Source organism: Variovorax sp. JS1663 (assembly GCF_002157355.1).
Lineage (GTDB): Bacteria > Pseudomonadota > Gammaproteobacteria > Burkholderiales > Burkholderiaceae_C > Variovorax.
This window is the reverse complement of the sequence record NZ_LYMK01000003.1, coordinates 178,780-193,349: the sequence shown is the minus strand read 5'-3', so window position 1 is coordinate 193,349 and position 14,570 is coordinate 178,780. Positions and strand designations below refer to the sequence as shown.

15 protein-coding genes are annotated in these 14,570 nt (G+C 68.7%); 5 read left to right on the top strand and 10 right to left on the bottom strand.

All coding sequences use genetic code 11. The annotated features are described in order from the left end of the window. Positions 1 to 11: 11 nt before the first annotated feature. Genes A8M77_RS04610 through A8M77_RS04600 form a run of 3 tightly spaced genes read right to left on the bottom strand, consistent with a single transcriptional unit; the run spans position 12 to position 1,642 of the window. The gene (locus A8M77_RS04610) at positions 12 to 365 is read right to left on the bottom strand and encodes a phage holin family protein (protein ID WP_086920370.1); all 354 of its coding nucleotides are present in this window, start codon (positions 363 to 365) and stop codon (positions 12 to 14) included. A 24-nt stretch (positions 366 to 389) separates the two neighbouring features. Continuing rightward, positions 390 to 854 carry a hypothetical protein gene (locus A8M77_RS04605; protein WP_086920369.1) on the bottom strand — a complete coding sequence of 155 codons (465 nt, stop codon included), beginning with the start codon at positions 852 to 854 and terminating at the stop codon, positions 390 to 392. Positions 855 to 904: 50 nt separating this feature from the next. Beyond that, the gene (locus A8M77_RS04600; RefSeq protein WP_086920368.1) at positions 905 to 1,642 is read right to left on the bottom strand and encodes a TerC family protein; all 738 of its coding nucleotides are present in this window, start codon (positions 1,640 to 1,642) and stop codon (positions 905 to 907) included. A gap of 417 nt (positions 1,643 to 2,059) precedes the next feature. Between A8M77_RS04600 and A8M77_RS04595 the strand changes: the two genes are divergently transcribed. Both A8M77_RS04595 and A8M77_RS04590 read left to right on the top strand, forming a co-directional pair. After that, positions 2,060 to 2,524: a DUF3717 domain-containing protein gene (locus A8M77_RS04595; RefSeq protein ID WP_086920367.1), complete on the top strand. Its 465-nt coding sequence runs from the start codon at positions 2,060 to 2,062 to the stop codon at positions 2,522 to 2,524. A 13-nt stretch (positions 2,525 to 2,537) separates the two neighbouring features. Beyond that, positions 2,538 to 2,846: a putative signal transducing protein gene (locus A8M77_RS04590; RefSeq protein WP_086920366.1), complete on the top strand. Its 309-nt coding sequence runs from the start codon at positions 2,538 to 2,540 to the stop codon at positions 2,844 to 2,846. Between the two features lie 14 nt (positions 2,847 to 2,860). Here A8M77_RS04590 and A8M77_RS04585 read toward each other — a convergent pair whose 3' ends face one another. The 4 genes from A8M77_RS04585 to A8M77_RS04570 are packed head-to-tail and all read right to left on the bottom strand — an operon-like array spanning position 2,861 to position 7,144. Continuing rightward, on the bottom strand, positions 2,861 to 3,421 hold the full coding sequence (locus A8M77_RS04585) for a YaeQ family protein (protein WP_086920365.1): 561 nt from the start codon (positions 3,419 to 3,421) through the stop codon (positions 2,861 to 2,863). A gap of 47 nt (positions 3,422 to 3,468) precedes the next feature. Further along, positions 3,469 to 4,857: an adenylosuccinate lyase gene (gene purB, locus A8M77_RS04580; protein WP_086920364.1), complete on the bottom strand. Its 1,389-nt coding sequence runs from the start codon at positions 4,855 to 4,857 to the stop codon at positions 3,469 to 3,471. 36 nt (positions 4,858 to 4,893) lie between these two features. Next, positions 4,894 to 5,952: a M48 family metallopeptidase gene (locus A8M77_RS04575; RefSeq protein ID WP_086920363.1), complete on the bottom strand. Its 1,059-nt coding sequence runs from the start codon at positions 5,950 to 5,952 to the stop codon at positions 4,894 to 4,896. Positions 5,953 to 5,983: 31 nt separating this feature from the next. Next, positions 5,984 to 7,144 carry a YjgN family protein gene (locus A8M77_RS04570; protein WP_158100884.1) on the bottom strand — a complete coding sequence of 387 codons (1,161 nt, stop codon included), beginning with the start codon at positions 7,142 to 7,144 and terminating at the stop codon, positions 5,984 to 5,986. A gap of 107 nt (positions 7,145 to 7,251) precedes the next feature. On the opposite strand from A8M77_RS04570, the gene A8M77_RS04565 reads away from it, so the two are divergent. Further along, complete coding sequence (locus A8M77_RS04565; protein ID WP_086920361.1) at positions 7,252 to 7,863, top strand: glutathione S-transferase N-terminal domain-containing protein; 612 nt, start codon at positions 7,252 to 7,254, stop codon at positions 7,861 to 7,863. Positions 7,864 to 8,125: 262 nt separating this feature from the next. On the opposite strand, the gene A8M77_RS04560 is transcribed toward A8M77_RS04565, so the two are convergent. Continuing rightward, positions 8,126 to 8,722: a glutathione peroxidase gene (locus A8M77_RS04560; protein ID WP_086920360.1), complete on the bottom strand. Its 597-nt coding sequence runs from the start codon at positions 8,720 to 8,722 to the stop codon at positions 8,126 to 8,128. Between the two features lie 129 nt (positions 8,723 to 8,851). On the opposite strand from A8M77_RS04560, the gene A8M77_RS04555 reads away from it, so the two are divergent. Both A8M77_RS04555 and A8M77_RS04550 read left to right on the top strand, forming a co-directional pair. Continuing rightward, positions 8,852 to 9,709, top strand: coding sequence for a ferritin (locus A8M77_RS04555; RefSeq protein ID WP_086920359.1), 858 nt, complete (start codon positions 8,852 to 8,854; stop codon positions 9,707 to 9,709). A 52-nt stretch (positions 9,710 to 9,761) separates the two neighbouring features. Beyond that, entirely contained in the window at positions 9,762 to 10,703 is a 942-nt protein-coding gene (locus A8M77_RS04550; protein ID WP_086920358.1) for an RNA polymerase sigma-70 factor, read from the top strand. Between the two features lie 6 nt (positions 10,704 to 10,709). On the opposite strand, the gene A8M77_RS04545 is transcribed toward A8M77_RS04550, so the two are convergent. Further along, the gene (locus A8M77_RS04545) at positions 10,710 to 11,786 is read right to left on the bottom strand and encodes a septal ring lytic transglycosylase RlpA family protein (RefSeq protein ID WP_086920357.1); all 1,077 of its coding nucleotides are present in this window, start codon (positions 11,784 to 11,786) and stop codon (positions 10,710 to 10,712) included. Beyond that, positions 11,779 to 14,565, bottom strand: coding sequence for a bifunctional [glutamate--ammonia ligase]-adenylyl-L-tyrosine phosphorylase/[glutamate--ammonia-ligase] adenylyltransferase (gene glnE / locus A8M77_RS04540; RefSeq protein ID WP_086920356.1), 2,787 nt, complete (start codon positions 14,563 to 14,565; stop codon positions 11,779 to 11,781). The genes A8M77_RS04545 and glnE overlap by 8 nt, the downstream gene beginning before the upstream one ends. Positions 14,566 to 14,570: the final 5 nt, after the last annotated feature.

Genomic DNA, 14,570 nt, shown 5'->3' with positions numbered 1-14,570 from the left:
AAAAAAAGCCCTCAGCGCTTGGCGAACAGGCCGCCCAGCGCCGCCTCGATGACGAGGCCCAGCAGCGAATAGATCAGCGAGCCGATCAGCGCCGCGACGAAGCCGTTGACGTGGAAGCCCGACAGCAGCCCCGAGGCCGCCCAGAAGAGGAGGGCGTTGATGATGAACAGGAACAGGCCCAGCGTGACGATGGTGACCGGCAGCGTGAGCACCACCAGCACCGGCCGCACCACCATGTTCAGCAGGCCGATCACGGCCGCGGCGATCAGGGCCGAGGTGAAGTTCGGCACCTGCACGCCGCTGTAGACGTAGGTGACCGCCAGCAGCGCCAGCGCGCTCAGCAGCCACTTGAGGAGCAGGCGCATGCGTCGGATGGGGGCGTCGCCGCCTTACTCCGACAGCTCGTTGGCGAGGACGAGCAGCGCGCCCATGCCCAGCACCGCGCCCGGCAGCGCCCAGCCGGACTGGCCGGGCGGCTCCACGTCGGGCGCCACCGGCTCGAGGTCGACGCCGATCTTCGGCCTGCGCGCATCGATCACGCGTCCGGTGCCGTGCTCCATCTTCAGCCGCTGCGTCAGTTCGGTGAGCGGCCCCTTGGCCAGCACCGGGGTGACGCGGCTGTCTTCCAGTCGCAGCAGCGGGAGCAGCTGCTCCTGCGTCTTGGCGAACCACTTGCTGCGCCAGTTCTCGCGCGCGCTGTGGCTGACCCACTTGCTGATGCGGTGCGTCATGCGCGGCGCACAGGCCACCAGCACCCAATGGCGGGCACCCGTGCCGACCGCTTCCGGCGTGAGCCGCGACAGAAGCTCGCGCGCGTAGGCCGCATCGTCGACATACAGAATGATCTTTTCCACAGGGTGCTCCTTCTTGCGTCGTTGGAGTGCCAGAGGCATCGTTGCAGGGATCAGGCAGCGGCGGTGTCCTGCTGCTTCGGCCGGCGCATCACCACCCACTTGCCGATCGCGAGCACCAGCAGCGCGCCGCCGATACCGGCAATGTAGCGCACCGTATCGGTCTGCGGCAGCTTCGGCACCCACGTCCAGGCCGCGGGGTTGACCACCGCAGGGTCGCTCACCGCCATCGTGCCGGCGATCCAGCCCAGCAGCATGCCACCCAGCGTGATGATGATCGGGAAGCGGTCCATCAGCTTGATGACCAGCTGGCTGCCCCAGACGATGATCGGGATGCTCACCAGCAGGCCGAAGATCACCAGCGGCATCTGGTGGCCGTCGCCCGCGCCCTGGGCGGCGCCCGCGATCGCGATCACGTTGTCCACGCTCATCACCAGGTCGGCCACGATCACGGTCTTCACGGCGGCCCACAGCTTGTCGCTGGCGGCGATGTTGCCGTGCGCGTCGTCATGCTCGGGCGCCAGCAGCTTGACGCCGATCCACACCAGCAGCAGCGCGCCGGCCAGCTTCAGGAAGGGAATGGCCAGCAGGGTGAGCGCGAAGAAGATCAGGATCACGCGCAGCAGGATCGCGCCGGCAGTGCCCCAGAGGATGCCCTTGGTGCGCTGCGCGGGCGGCAGCTTGCGGCAGGCCAGCGCGATGACGACGGCGTTGTCGCCGCCAAGGAGGATGTCGATCATGATGATCTGACCGACGGCGACCCAGAATTCTGGGGTCATGAACTGTTCCATAGAGTCCTCTGTTCGTATAGCTTCATCCCGGACGGGTCGGATCAAGCGGATGAATGAGGACCCACGGGGTCCCGAGACACGCAAACGCTTCGACCGAACCCCTGCGGGTTCCAATCGAAGGTCTTGCTCGGCAGCGTACGCTGCCCGACAGGCCGGAAGTGTTGTGCCTCGTATTGACGACCTGTCGAAGATCCGTCCTCGCGGAGGGCGGGTGGGAGCTACTCCCCTTCGAGGCTCGGATTAGAGCATCGAGGCTTCGCGCTGGCAACCGGATTTTTCTGAGGGTTTAAGAAAAATGAGCCCGGACACCGCACCATCAGGGATTCTGTTGCTATTCATTCGAGAGCGTCCCTCGGCCTGTGCTGTGCGCGGCACTCAGCCGGACTATGATGCCCACCCGATTTTTCCCGACCCTCCATGGCCGCCATCCACATCACAGACATCGAGGCCGCCATCAACTACTGGCGCGAGAAGAAGCCCTCGCCCGACGGCATCACGCTGGCCCCCGAGCTGCGAGCACTGGCCGAGGTCTACGCGCTGATGGTTTTCCATCACGAAGACGAGGCCGCCGAGGTGGGCTTCCCGCCCAAGGCCTGGGACGCTTGGTTGGCCTGGTACCAGGCCACGCCCGACACCCCCTGTATCGCCATCTGCTCCACCAGCCAGGGTGACGACGAGTGCAAGGGCTGCGGCCGCAGCTTCGACGAGGTCCAGCACTGGCCGTCGATGACGCCGGGCGAGAAGCGCGCCACCTGGCGCCGCATCACCATGCAGGACAAGGCTTGGCGCTTCAACCGCTACGCCGAGCGTGCGCGCGAGGCCGAGCCGGTCTGGCCCGACGAGGTGCCCGCGGATGGCGCATCCGCCGATCTGCCGGCCTGAAAAGGCTCCAACCATGCGCCGCCTCGCGCAGGCCCCCAATCTGGCGATCGCCACGCTCTGGGTCGATGCGCTGCGCGAGGAGGGCGTGGCCGCGTCGGTGCAGCGCGAGTACCTCGGCGCGGCCGCCGGCCAGTTGCCTCCCGACCAATGCCTGCCCGAGGTCTGGGTCGAGGACGAGGCGCAGTTCGAGCGCGCCGAGCAGTTGCTGCATGCGCTGCAGCACCGGCCGCAGCGGCGCTGGCAATGCCGATGCGGCGAACTGGTGGAGGGCGGCTTCGAGCAGTGCTGGCGCTGCGGCGCCATGATGCAGAACGGTGCCTGAACGGCCTGTTCGCGCTATTTCCAGCGCAGCGGCTCGATGTCGACGCTGCGCGTGCCGTCACCCAGCAACAGCGCGCCTTCCTGGATCGTCGCCTGCAACTGCATCGAGCGCTGCGCCAGCGCGGCCAGTTCCTGCGAGGCGGCGGTGGGCACGCGGTAGACGGCCAGGTTCTGCGGCCGCGTCAGCTTGTTCTCGATGCCGCGCCACCAGACTTCGGCGGCATGGTGGAAGACATAGACGATCACCTCGTCGGCCTTGCCGCACGCCTTGATGATGGGCTTGTCCTCGGGCTGGCCCACCTCGATCCACAGCCGCACCGCGCCTGTGAAGTCGCGCAGCCAGACGTCGGGCTCGTCGGGGTTCGACAGGCCTGCGCCGAAAGCCAGCGTGCCGTCGCCCTGGCAGACGTCCTGCAGCTTGTGCGCGTTCAGCGCCAGCGCCACCAGGCGGATCATCATCCGCTCGTCGGTCTCGCTCGGGTGGCGCGCCAGCGTCAGCGCGTGGTCGGCGTAGTAGCCGTGGTCGATGTCGGCCACCGCGAGGTTGGCCTTGAAGATGGTGGATTTGAGCGCCATGGGGTGGCGAGTGTAGGGCGCCCCCCGGGTTCACGTCGCGAAGTCGACTAGGACGCCTGCGCCCGGCGCGCGAGTTCGGCCGCCTTGCCGGTGTAGCTGCCCGGCGTCATCGCCAGCAGGCGCTCCTTCTCGGCTTCGGGAATCTCGAGCGAGCGGATCAGCTTGTGCAGCGCCTCGGCGGTCACCGTCTTGCCGCGCGTGACCTCCTTGAGCTGCTCGTAGGCGCCCTGCACGCCGAAGCGCCGCATCACGGTCTGGATCGGCTCGGCCAGCACTTCCCACGACGCATCGAGGTCCTCGGCCAACGCTTCCTCGTTGAGCTCCAGCTTGCCCAGGCCGGTCGCCATGCTGGCATAGGCCAGCACCGCATAGCCGAAGGCCACGCCGATGTTGCGCAGCACCGTGCTGTCGGTCAGGTCGCGCTGCCACCGGCTGATCGGCAGCTTTTCGCTGAGGTGGCGCAGCAGCGCGTTCGCCAGACCCAGGTTGCCCTCGGCGTTCTCGAAGTCGATCGGGTTGACCTTGTGCGGCATGGTGGAGGAGCCGATCTCGCCTTTCTTGAGCCGCTGCTTGAAGTAGCCCAGGCTGACGTAGCCCCAGACGTCGCGCGCGAAGTCGACCAGGATGGTGTTGGTCCGCGCGACGGCGTCGAACAGCTCGGCCATGTAGTCGTGCGGTTCGATCTGGATGCTGTACGGCTGGAAGGTGAGCCCGAGGCCCAGGGGCGCCGGCGTCTCCACCACCTTGCGGCTGAAGCCTTCCCAGTCGAACTCCGGCCAGGCCGCCATGTGCGCGTTGTAGTTGCCTACTGCGCCGTTCATCTTGCCCAGCAGCTGCACGCCGGCGATGTGCTCGCGCGCCTTGGCCAGGCGCACCGCCACGTTCGCGATTTCCTTGCCGACCGTGCTCGGGCTGGCGGTCTGCCCGTGCGTGCGCGAGAGCATCGGCACCTCGGCGAAGCTGCCGGCCATCTCGCGCAGGGTGGCGATCAGGCCGTCAATGGCGGGCAGCAGCACCTTCTCGCGCGCCGCCTGGATCTGGAGCGCGTGGCTGGTGTTGTTGATGTCCTCGCTGGTGCAGGCGAAATGCACGAACTCCGAGGCCGCCAGCAGCTCGGGCCGGGCCTCGAACTTGGACTTGATCCAGTACTCGACCGCCTTCACGTCGTGGTTGGTGGTCTTCTCGATCTGCTTGATCGCGGTGGCGTCGGCCTCGGAGAAGTTGTTGACCAGGCCCAGCAGGTACTTGCGCGCGCCGCCGGTGAGTGGCTTGAATTCTGGGAAGCCGCAGTCCGACAGCGCGATGAACCACGCGACCTCGACCTGCACCCGCCGGTGCATGTAGCCCTGTTCACTCATCAGCGGCCGCAGGGTCGAAAGCTTGGCCGCGTAACGGCCGTCGAGGGGGGAAAGGGCGGAGACGGTGGAGAAACTCATGCCCGAATTTTAGGCGGCGCCCCGGGCCCTTCAATTTCAGTTGGCCGTCGCCTCTCGGAAGAAGGCGATGCGCTCGGCTGTCGCCGGGTGCGAGGAAAAGGCCAGGCCGATGGCGTCGTCGTCCAGCCCGGCGCGCTTCTGCTCGGCGCGCCAGCGCTCGATGGCCTCGAAGAAGCCGATCATCACCCGCGGCGAAATGCCGGCCGCGCGCATCAGCCGCACGGACTCGGCGTCGGCCTCGCGCTCCGCGTCGCGCGAGTAGCCCAGCGTGCCCAGCAGCACCGGCGCGCTGCCGATCAGCGTGCCGTAGTCGCCGAAGGCCACCGACACCGCAAAGCCCAGCGCCGAGGCCTGCACCAGCTGCCGCATCGCGTGGCGCAGCCGGACGTGGCCGAGTTCGTGGCCCAGCACTCCGAGCACCGCTTCCTCGTCGCCCGGCATCAACTGCACCAGTTCGTCGGTGAGGATGATCGTGCCGCCCGGCAATGCCAGCGCATTCGGACCGAGCCGCCGGTCGCGGCCGCGCCGGAACTCCAGCTTCCAGGCCGGGGCATCGTCCGGATGGGCTGCCTTCACCATCCGCGTGAAGGCCTGGCGCAGCCGCTCCTGCTGCTGCGGCGGGAGCGCGCTGGGCAGCAGCAGGGACTGGTCGATCGATTCGAGCACCTCGGCGCCGATCAGCGCATCCACGCGCACCGGCACGGCCGCCGTCACGCCGCGTGCGGCCCAGGGCAGGCCCCACTGGTACAGGGCCGCCAGTGCGGCGATCAGCAGGACCACGGCCAGGCCGACGCCGCGCCAGTTCTGCTGGGCCCGCACCACCCAGCTCTCGGGGCGGCCGAGTTGCGCCACCCAGGCGTCCCAGGCCGGAACGTCGAGCGCCTGCACGCTCGCGCCGTCGGGCAACTGCAGCAGCCGGCCGCCATGGCGCGTGCGCTCCGGCCAGCGCAGTCCGGCCAGCGGCAGGCGCAGCGCCTCGAAGCCTTCGCCGGACGCCGGGGCGATCAGCAATTGGTCGCCCTGGGCATGCAGGCGCGCAGCCTGCGGCCGGGTGCTGCGGCCGTCGAAGAAGCGAACCTCCAGGGCGGAATTCATGGAAGCACTCCGCCTCCGGCAGCGAATGCGCTCACATCCCGATGTCCAACCCGAACAGATCGGCTGCCATGTCGCCGGCGGCGCCAGGATCCTCCTGCCGCGCGACCTGGCTGATCTGGTCCAGCCCGATGCGCGTGTGCAACTCGACCGCCTCGACCTGGGCGCGCCGCGTGTTCACCACCGCGAAGGGCCAGTAGAAGCCGAGCGTGAGGAAGATCAGGAGGTAGTTCTTGCACTGCAAGCCCAGGTAGCTGCCCAGCTTCAACTGGCTGTCGAAGCGCAGCACCTCGTTGCCGGTGGTCGACCACAGCAGGTTCTGCAGCCGCACTTGCAGGTAGGACTTGGGCAGGATGTTGACGAGCAGGATCGCAGCGAAGCCCGCCAGCACGGCCGTGATCACGAAGCCCGTGCCCATGCTGGTCTTGCGGCCGGCGAAGGCGAACAGGGCGATCGCCAGGACCAGGGCCACCACAGCCACGAAACTGATGCCGACCAGCTTGATGAAGATGCCGTAGAGCACCCCCAGGTCGGCCTTCAGCCGGGTCTGCAGCGGGCCGATGGCGTAGTGGTCGTGCTGGTAGCGCCGGATGCGCCACAGGAAATAGGGAATGCCCGCCATCAGGGCCAGCATGCACAGGCCGACCACGCCGCCCACCACCGGCGGCAGGGCCGGCGGGCCGCCCGCTTCCGCCGGCATGCCACCCATGGCGCCCGCCAGAGCCACCGGCAGCAGCGCCAGCGCCAGGGGCGGCAGCATGCAGGCATAGGCGCCGCGCATGTCGCCCGCGAAGTGGAAGCGCAGGCCGCGCCAACTGGTGTTGGCCAGCCGGAAGCGCATCGAGGCGCGGAAGAGCGCCGGCCACAGTGCCACGAAGGCCAGCGCCGCCACCAGTGCGGCCCAGCCGGAGAAGTTGCTGCCCACCGAGTAGGCGATCAGGAAACCGGCCGCAATCAGCGTGCCGCGCAGCATCTTCGCCGGCTCGCCGTGAAAGTCCAGCGCGTCGCCGCCGACCCAGGTGTTGCTGTAGAAATACTTGAGCTTGCGCACCTTCGCCCAGGGCAGATAAATCCCCAAGGTGACGACAATCAGCAGCAGGTTGACGATCCAGATGCGAAAGTATTCGCTGCCGCTGGCCGTGAACTCGATCGGATGGCGCTCTGGCGCACTGGAACCGGACGCTTCTGTGTCCATTTCTCCACCTTCTCCCTCGTTTGGCATGGAGCACGGATTCTGCACCGTGCGCCTTCCCCTAGAATCAAAACGCTACAACGACGACCCCTAGGGGGGAGAGAGCCCGCATGAAACTGATCGGATCCGCTGCCAGCCCTTATGTGCGCAAGGTGCGCGTGGTCATGGCCGAGAAGCGGCTCGACTACCAGTTCATCATCGAGGACGTGTGGTCCGACGACACGACCATCGCCAGCTCCAACCCGCTGGGCAAGGTGCCTTGCCTGATCATGGATGGCAGCGAGGCGATGTTCGATTCGCGCGTGATCGTCGAATACCTGGACACGCTGTCGCCGGTCGGCAAGCTGATCCCCCAGCAGGGCCGCGAGCGCGCCGAGGTCAAGACCTGGGAGGCCCTGGCCGATGGCGTGATGGATGCCGGCGTGCTCTGGCGCCTCGAAGCCAACTGGGCCAAGCGCGCGGACGGCGAGCGCAGCCAGGCATGGATGGATCGTCAGCGCGCCAAGGTCGAGGCCGGCATCCGCGCCATGGCGAAGGGCCTGGGTGACAAGCCCTTCTGCAGCGGCATCCACCTCAGCCTGTCGGACATCGCGGTCGGCTGTGCGCTCGGCTGGCTCGGCCACCGCTTCCCGGACATCGACTGGCGCGGCGAGCACCCGAGCCTCGGCAAGCTCTACGACAAGCTGATGCTGCGTCCGAGCTTCGCCGACACGGCCCCTTGAGCCAAGGCTCTCCTCGAACAAAAGCCCCGCATTGCGGGGCTTTTTGCTGGGGAAAATAAAAATGCTGCGAGGCGCCCTGAGACGAAGGAGGGAGGGAGGGAGGAGGAGAAGAATCGCCTCAGGATTTCGACCGGACGTCAGGCGTCCAGAAGGCCTCGCAACATGAAAACTGGCCGGGTCTTTTCACCCTCGAATCGGTATGAGCCCCGTCCCCGCGACCCGGTTCCCCGGCCAGTGGTAAGCGTTTGTGACCAGCGTGGATCTACTGCGGCCCCAGCTGCTTCTCCACGTCGCGCACGAAGCCGCGGTCGTCCGGGGAGGTCATGCTGGAATAGGACTCCACCACCTTGCCGTCGCGGCCGATCAGGTACTTGTAGAAGTTCCACTTGGGCGTGGTGCCCGAGGCCTGGGCCAGCTCCTTGAACAGCGGGTTGGCGTCCGCGCCGCGCACGGAGGACTTGGCGAACATCGGGAATTTCACCCCGAAGGTGCTTTCGCAGAAATCGGCGATTTCCTTGTTCGTGCCCGTTTCCTGCGAGAAGTCGTTGGATGGAAAGCCCAGCACCACCAGCCCGCGCGAGCGGTACTTGCTGTCCAGCGCCTCCAGGCCCTTGTACTGGGGTGTGAAGCCGCAGAAGCTCGCGGTGTTCACCACCAACACCACCTTGCCGGTGTACTGGCACAGCGCTTGGGGTTTCTCGTCTTGCAGGCGAGGGAAGGTGTGCTGCAGGATGGGCGGGCAGCCTGCGGCACCGGGGTTGCCGGTCGGGGCGGCATTCTGGGCCACGGCCACAGCCGGAAGCAGGCAGGCCAGGGCCGCGGCGAGAAGAGAAACGGGCTGCAGGAGGGGGTGTCGCATGGCGTTGTCCAGGGGTGAAAATGGCGGCCGGGCCGGGCGATGGCGCGAGCGTCTATACCGCATCATCGCGCGCTTGTCACGGCCGCGCCAAGGTCGGCGTCTAAAATCGCCCGGTTCAGAAAGTCATTGATGCTCTACCCGGAACTTTTCAGACAGCTCGAATCCGTCCGCTGGGACATGGACAAGGACATTCCTTGGCAGTCCTTCGATGCGAGCCGCCTGTCCGAAGAACAGGCGCAGACCATCAAGATGAACGCCATCACCGAGTGGGCCGCCCTGCCGGCCACCGAGATGTTCCTGCGTGACAATCGCCATGACAGCGACTTCTCCGCCTTCATGTCGATCTGGTTCTTCGAGGAGCAGAAGCATTCGCTGGTGCTGATGGAGTACCTCAAGCGCTTCAGTCCCCAGCACGCTCCCACCGAGCAGGAACTGCACGAGGTCCGCTTCGACTTCGACCCGGCCCCGCCGCTCGAGACCCTGATGCTGCATTTCTGCGGCGAGATCCGCCTCAATCACTGGTACCGCCGGGCCGCCGAGTGGCACACCGAGCCGGTCATCAAGCACATCTACACCACGCTGAGCCAGGACGAGGCCCGTCACGGCGGCGCCTACCTGCGCTACATGAAGCGGGCGCTGGAGAAGTTCGGCGACGAGGCGCGCGCCGCCTTCACCAAGGTCGGCGTGCTGATGGCCAGCGCCCGCCGTACCGCGCAGGCGCTGCATCCGACCAACCTTCACGTCAACAAGGCCCTGTTCCCGAACGACACCATCCAGAGCCGCGTGCCCGATCCGAACTGGCTGGAGCACTGGCTGGACAAACAGATCAAGTTCGACTCGGTCTGGGAAAACAAGGTCGGCGACCGCATCCTGCACAACCTGAGCCTGCTGATGAACCGCAGCTTCAAAACCGTGCAGGAACTCAACCGCTACCGCAAGGAACTGTCGGCCTCGCTGGGGCCGAAACCCGAATACCAGGGCGCCTGAGTCTTTTGCGGGATTCCCGTCACAGGAGGGGCAGCCCGCTCGTCTTGTGGATATGGACGCTTCCACCCGCAGCTTCGATCTTCACCGCAAGCGCCTGCTGGGCATCGCCTACCGCATGCTCGGGTCCACCGCGGACGCGGAGGACGTGGTCCAGGACGCCTGGCTGCGCTGGAACGACGCCACGGTCGAGGCCCTGAACAACCCGGAGGCCTGGCTGGTCACGGTGGTCACGCGCCTGTCCATCGACAGGCTGCGCGCCGCCAAGATCCAACGCGAGCACTACGAAGGCCCGTGGCTGCCCGAGCCGCTGCTGACCGAGGCGCCGGCCTCGCCCGAGCAGATGCTGGAGCGCGCCGACGACGTCTCGGTCGCCTTCCTGGCCGTCCTGGAGCGCCTCGCCCCCGAGGCCCGTGCGGCCTTCCTGCTGCGCGAGGTCTTCGATGCCGACTACGGCGATCTGGCGCGCACCCTGGGCAAGAGCGAGGCCGCCTGCCGCCAGCTGGTGCACCGCGCCAAGACCCAGATCCAGGACGAGCGCCCGCGCTTCACGGTGGAACGCGACGTCCACTGGCGCTTGATGCAGGGCTTCGCGCAGGCGGCCGCCAGCGGCGACATGCGGCGCCTGAAGGCCCTGCTGGCCGAGGACGCCGAGCTGGTGGGCGACAGCGGCGGCAAGGTGCCGGCCTTCCGCAAGATGCTGCGCGGCGCCCAGCGCATCGCGCAGTACTACTTCTCCGTCCCCCGCCTGCTGGGCGGCGGCCTGCGGCTGGAAGTCGTCGAGATCAACGGCGAGCCGGGGCTGCTGCGCTTCTTCAACGGCGCGCTGGAGTCGGTGCAGACCATCGAGACCGATGGCGAACGCATCCTGCGCATCCGCACCCAGCGCAATCCCGAGAAGCTGACGCACATCGCCGCGCACTTCGCGGCACGTGTCGTCACGCGGGCGGAGCTGGAGGCGTTGCGCACGCCCTCGCCTGGCGATGGCGCGGCCTGAGCGTGCTCAGCGGCGCTCGACGATCATCGGCGCGATCTGCAACCCGCTGCGCACCTGCTCGGCCATGTCGCGCGCCACGTCGCGCGAGGCATAGGGCCCGGCCTGCAGCCGGTAGGTGCCGCGTTCCGCGAACACGTTGAGCGCGCCGGCCAGCGCGGGCAGGCCGCGTGCCACCTGCTGCTGGAAGCGCTCCACGCCCTCGCGCTGGCTGAAGGCGCCGAGCTGGACCCAGAAGCCGGCCGCGGCGGCCGCGGGCTGTTGCGGCCCGGTGTCCGGCGGCGCGGGCGGTGACGCGGCCGGCGGTGCCGCTTCCGGGCCGAGCGGCGCCAACGTTCCCAGATCGCGCACTTCCGTGCGCGGCACGGCCACCACCGGCGACGTGAGGGCGGCCGGTACGGCGACGCTGTCGGTCGCGGGCGGGGAACCCGCGGCCAAGGTCTGTGCCGGTGCGGCGGGCGCGGCCGGCGCCAAGGGCGACACAGCCGCCTGCGCCAGTGCCGTATCGCCCCGCCGCCAGGTGCCGGCGCGGATGTCCGCGTTCGTGATCCGCTCGATCTCCACCGGTGCCACGCCGCGCAGCAGGTCCAGCCTGTAGGCCGCGGTGTAGCTCAGGTCGATGATGCGGTCGTCGTGGAAGGGCCCGCGGTCGTTCACCCGCACGATCACCTCGCGGCCGTTCGCGGGGTTGCGCACCCGCACGTAGCTCGGCAGCGGCAGCGTCTTGTGCGCGGCCGTCATGGCGTACATGTCGTAGGGCTCGCCGCTGGCGGTGGACTGCGCGTGGAACTTGCGCCCGTACCAGGAGGCGAGGCCGGTCTCGCGCCAGGGCCGATCGTCCGTGATCGGCACGTAGGAACGGCCCAGCACCACGTAGGCCTTGCTGGTGCCGCCGCTGCTGCGGATCGGCTCGACGCGCGGCTCGGCATCCGGCACCTGGCCGAGGCCCGAGGGCGGATTGGCATCCGGACCGTCGCGCCCGATACCCGAACCGCCGCTGCGCGGCCCGCTGGCGCAGCCGGCCAGGAGCAGCAGCACCGCGCCGGCCACGAGCGCGAGACCGCGTGTCTGCGCCGCCCTAGCCAAACACCGCCTCCCAAAGGGCGAGCATCGCTTCGCGCTCGGCCACCAGCGAGCTCATCGGCACCTGCGTCGGCTCTTCGTTGAGCCGCGCCCGGTGCTGCACGCGCCGCAGCTCCCGGTAGGCGGCCGCAGCGTTGCGGCCCACGCCCTCGGGCAGCAGGCCGGCTTCCTCCGCGCGGATCAGCAGGGCGATGTTGCCCACGTTCGGCACCAGCTCCGGATGCGCCTTCGCCTCCGACAGCACCAGGAACTGCACCGCGAACTCGGCATCCACCATGCCGCCCGGACTGTGCTTGACGTCGAAGCGGTCGGCCTTGACCGGCCGCGCGGCACGCACCTTCTCGCGCATCGCCACGATCTCGGCCTTGAGGGCATCGCGGTCGCGCGGCGCGGTGATCACCGCCTCGCGGATGCGGTCGAAGCGCTCGCACAGCGAGCATTCGCCGCCCTCGGGCTCGGCGGCCATGTCCACGAAGCGTGCGCGCGTCATGGCCTGGTGCTCCCAGGTCCATGCCGTGTTGCTGCCGCGCCCCAACTGGTACTTCTCGTAGGCGTCGAAGCTGGTGGTGAGCAGGCCCGAGTTGCCGTTGGGCCGCAGCGCCGTGTCGATCTCGAACAGGTCGCCCTCGCGCGTCTTCACCGTCAGCCAGTTGATCAGCTTGCGCACGAAGCTCGCGTACACCTCTCCGGCACGCTCGTCGTCGTCGTCGTAGACGAACACGATGTCCAGGTCGCTGCCGTAGCCGAGCTCCTTGCCGCCCAGTTTTCCGTAGCCGATGATCGCGAAGCGCGGCGCCTCGCGGTGCGGGTTGCGCACCTGCGGCCAGCACCAGCGTGCGGTCACGCGCAGCACCGTGTCGGCCAGCAGGCTCAGGTCGTCCGCCACCTGCTCCACCGTGATACGGCCCTCCACGTCGCGCGCCAGCGTGCGGAACAGCTCCGCGTGGTACGCGTGGCGCAGCAGGTTGAGCAGGCGCTCCTCGTCGTCCTCGCCGGTCTGGCGCAGCGAGAGGTGGCGCGCTTCCAGCTCGCGCTCGAACTCGGCGGCCGAGAAGCGCCCGGCCAGCATCTCGGGGCTGGCCAGCTCGTCGATCACGCCCGGGTGCTGCATCAGGTATCGCGCCGGCCAGCGCGCCGCGCCCAGCAGGCGCAGCAGCCGCTCCTGCACCGCCGGCCGCTCGACCAGCAGCGCGATGTAGTTTTCGCGGCGCATCAGCGGCTCGATCCAGTCGGCCCATCGCAGCGCGCCCTGTACGTGGTCGGCGATCTGGCCCGGCGCCCCGCCGTCGGGCTCGCGCAGCCACTGGGCGGTGCGCTGCACCAGCTGGCGCAGGCGTACCCGGGTCTCGTCGCGCAGGGCCTGCACGCGTGGGCTGTCGCACCAGGCCTGAATGCGCTCGGCAAAGGCCGGCGGCAGTTCCTCCACCAGGTCGCTCAGGTCGCCCGATGCCGCCGCGCCCGCGGACTTGCCGTTGCAGCGGGTGCAGGGCTGCTTCTTGCCGCCCAGCAGCTTGTCGAATTCCTGGGCCACGAACTCGCGGTGCGCATCCAGTTGCGCCAGGAAGGGGCAGCAGTCGGCGTAGCCCAGGGTCTGCGCGATCCAGCGCAGGTCCTCGTCCTGCACCGGCAGCACGTGCGTCTGCTGGTCGTCCAGGTACTGGATGCGGTGCTCCACCCGGCGCAGGAACTCGTAGGCCGCGGCCAGCGCATCGGCCGTCTCCTGCGGCATCAGGCTGGCGCGCGCCAGCCGCTGCAGCGCATCGAGCGTGGGCCGGGTGCGCAGCTCGGGGAATTGCCCGCCGCGCACCACCTGCAGCAATTGCACGATGAACTCGATCTCGCGGATGCCGCCGCGCGAGAGCTTCACGTCGTTGGCCCGCTCGGGCCGTCCGGCGCTGCGGCGCGCGGCCTGCTCGCGGATCTGCCGGTGCAGCGTGCGCAGCGAGTCGAACACGCTGTAGTCCAGGTAGCGCCGGAACACGAAGGGCAGCACCACGCCGCGCAGGGCCTGGGCCGAGCAGTCGGCGATCACGCTGGCCGGCGCCACCACGCGGCTCTTGAGCCAGGCGAAGCGCTCCCATTCGCGGCCCTGCACCTGGAAATACTCTTCCAGCGCATCGAGCGAGACCACGCTGGGCCCCGAGTTGCCGTTGGGCCGCAGCGCCAGGTCGACCCGGAACACGAAGCCGTGCTCGGTCGTGTCGCCCACCAGGGCGTAGATGCGCTTCACCGCGCGCGAGAAGAACTCCTGGTTCGCCAGCCGCCCGCGCCCCTGCGCGTCGCCGGCGGTCTCGCCGTCGTCGTCGTAGAGGTAGATCAGGTCGATGTCGCTGGAGACATTGAGCTCGCGCGCACCCAGCTTGCCCATGCCCACCACCCACAGCTGGGCCGGCCGGCCCTCGGGCCCGAGCGGCGCGCCGTGCTGGGCCTCGAGTTCGGCGCAGGCTTCGCGGCAGGCGGTGTCGAGTGCGAATTCGGCCAACTGGGTGACGGCGGTGGTGACCACGGCCAGCGGCGCCTGCTGCTCGCAGTCCAGCGCGATCAGGCGCTCCATCACCAATTGGCGCACGATGCGCAGCGCGTCGGCCACGCCGTCGCCGCGCCCGCGCAGCGCCGCATAGGCCTGCGCCATGTGGGGGCGCTGGGGCTCGCCGGGCGGCAGCAGCGCCAGTTCGCCGGCATAGCGGCGGCGCAGGCGCTGCACGAAGCGCGAGTGGGCCGCGAGCGGCGGCGCCGATTCCGGCGCGGATCCGGTGGAACCGGGGAGGGGGCTCGCAGTCATAATTC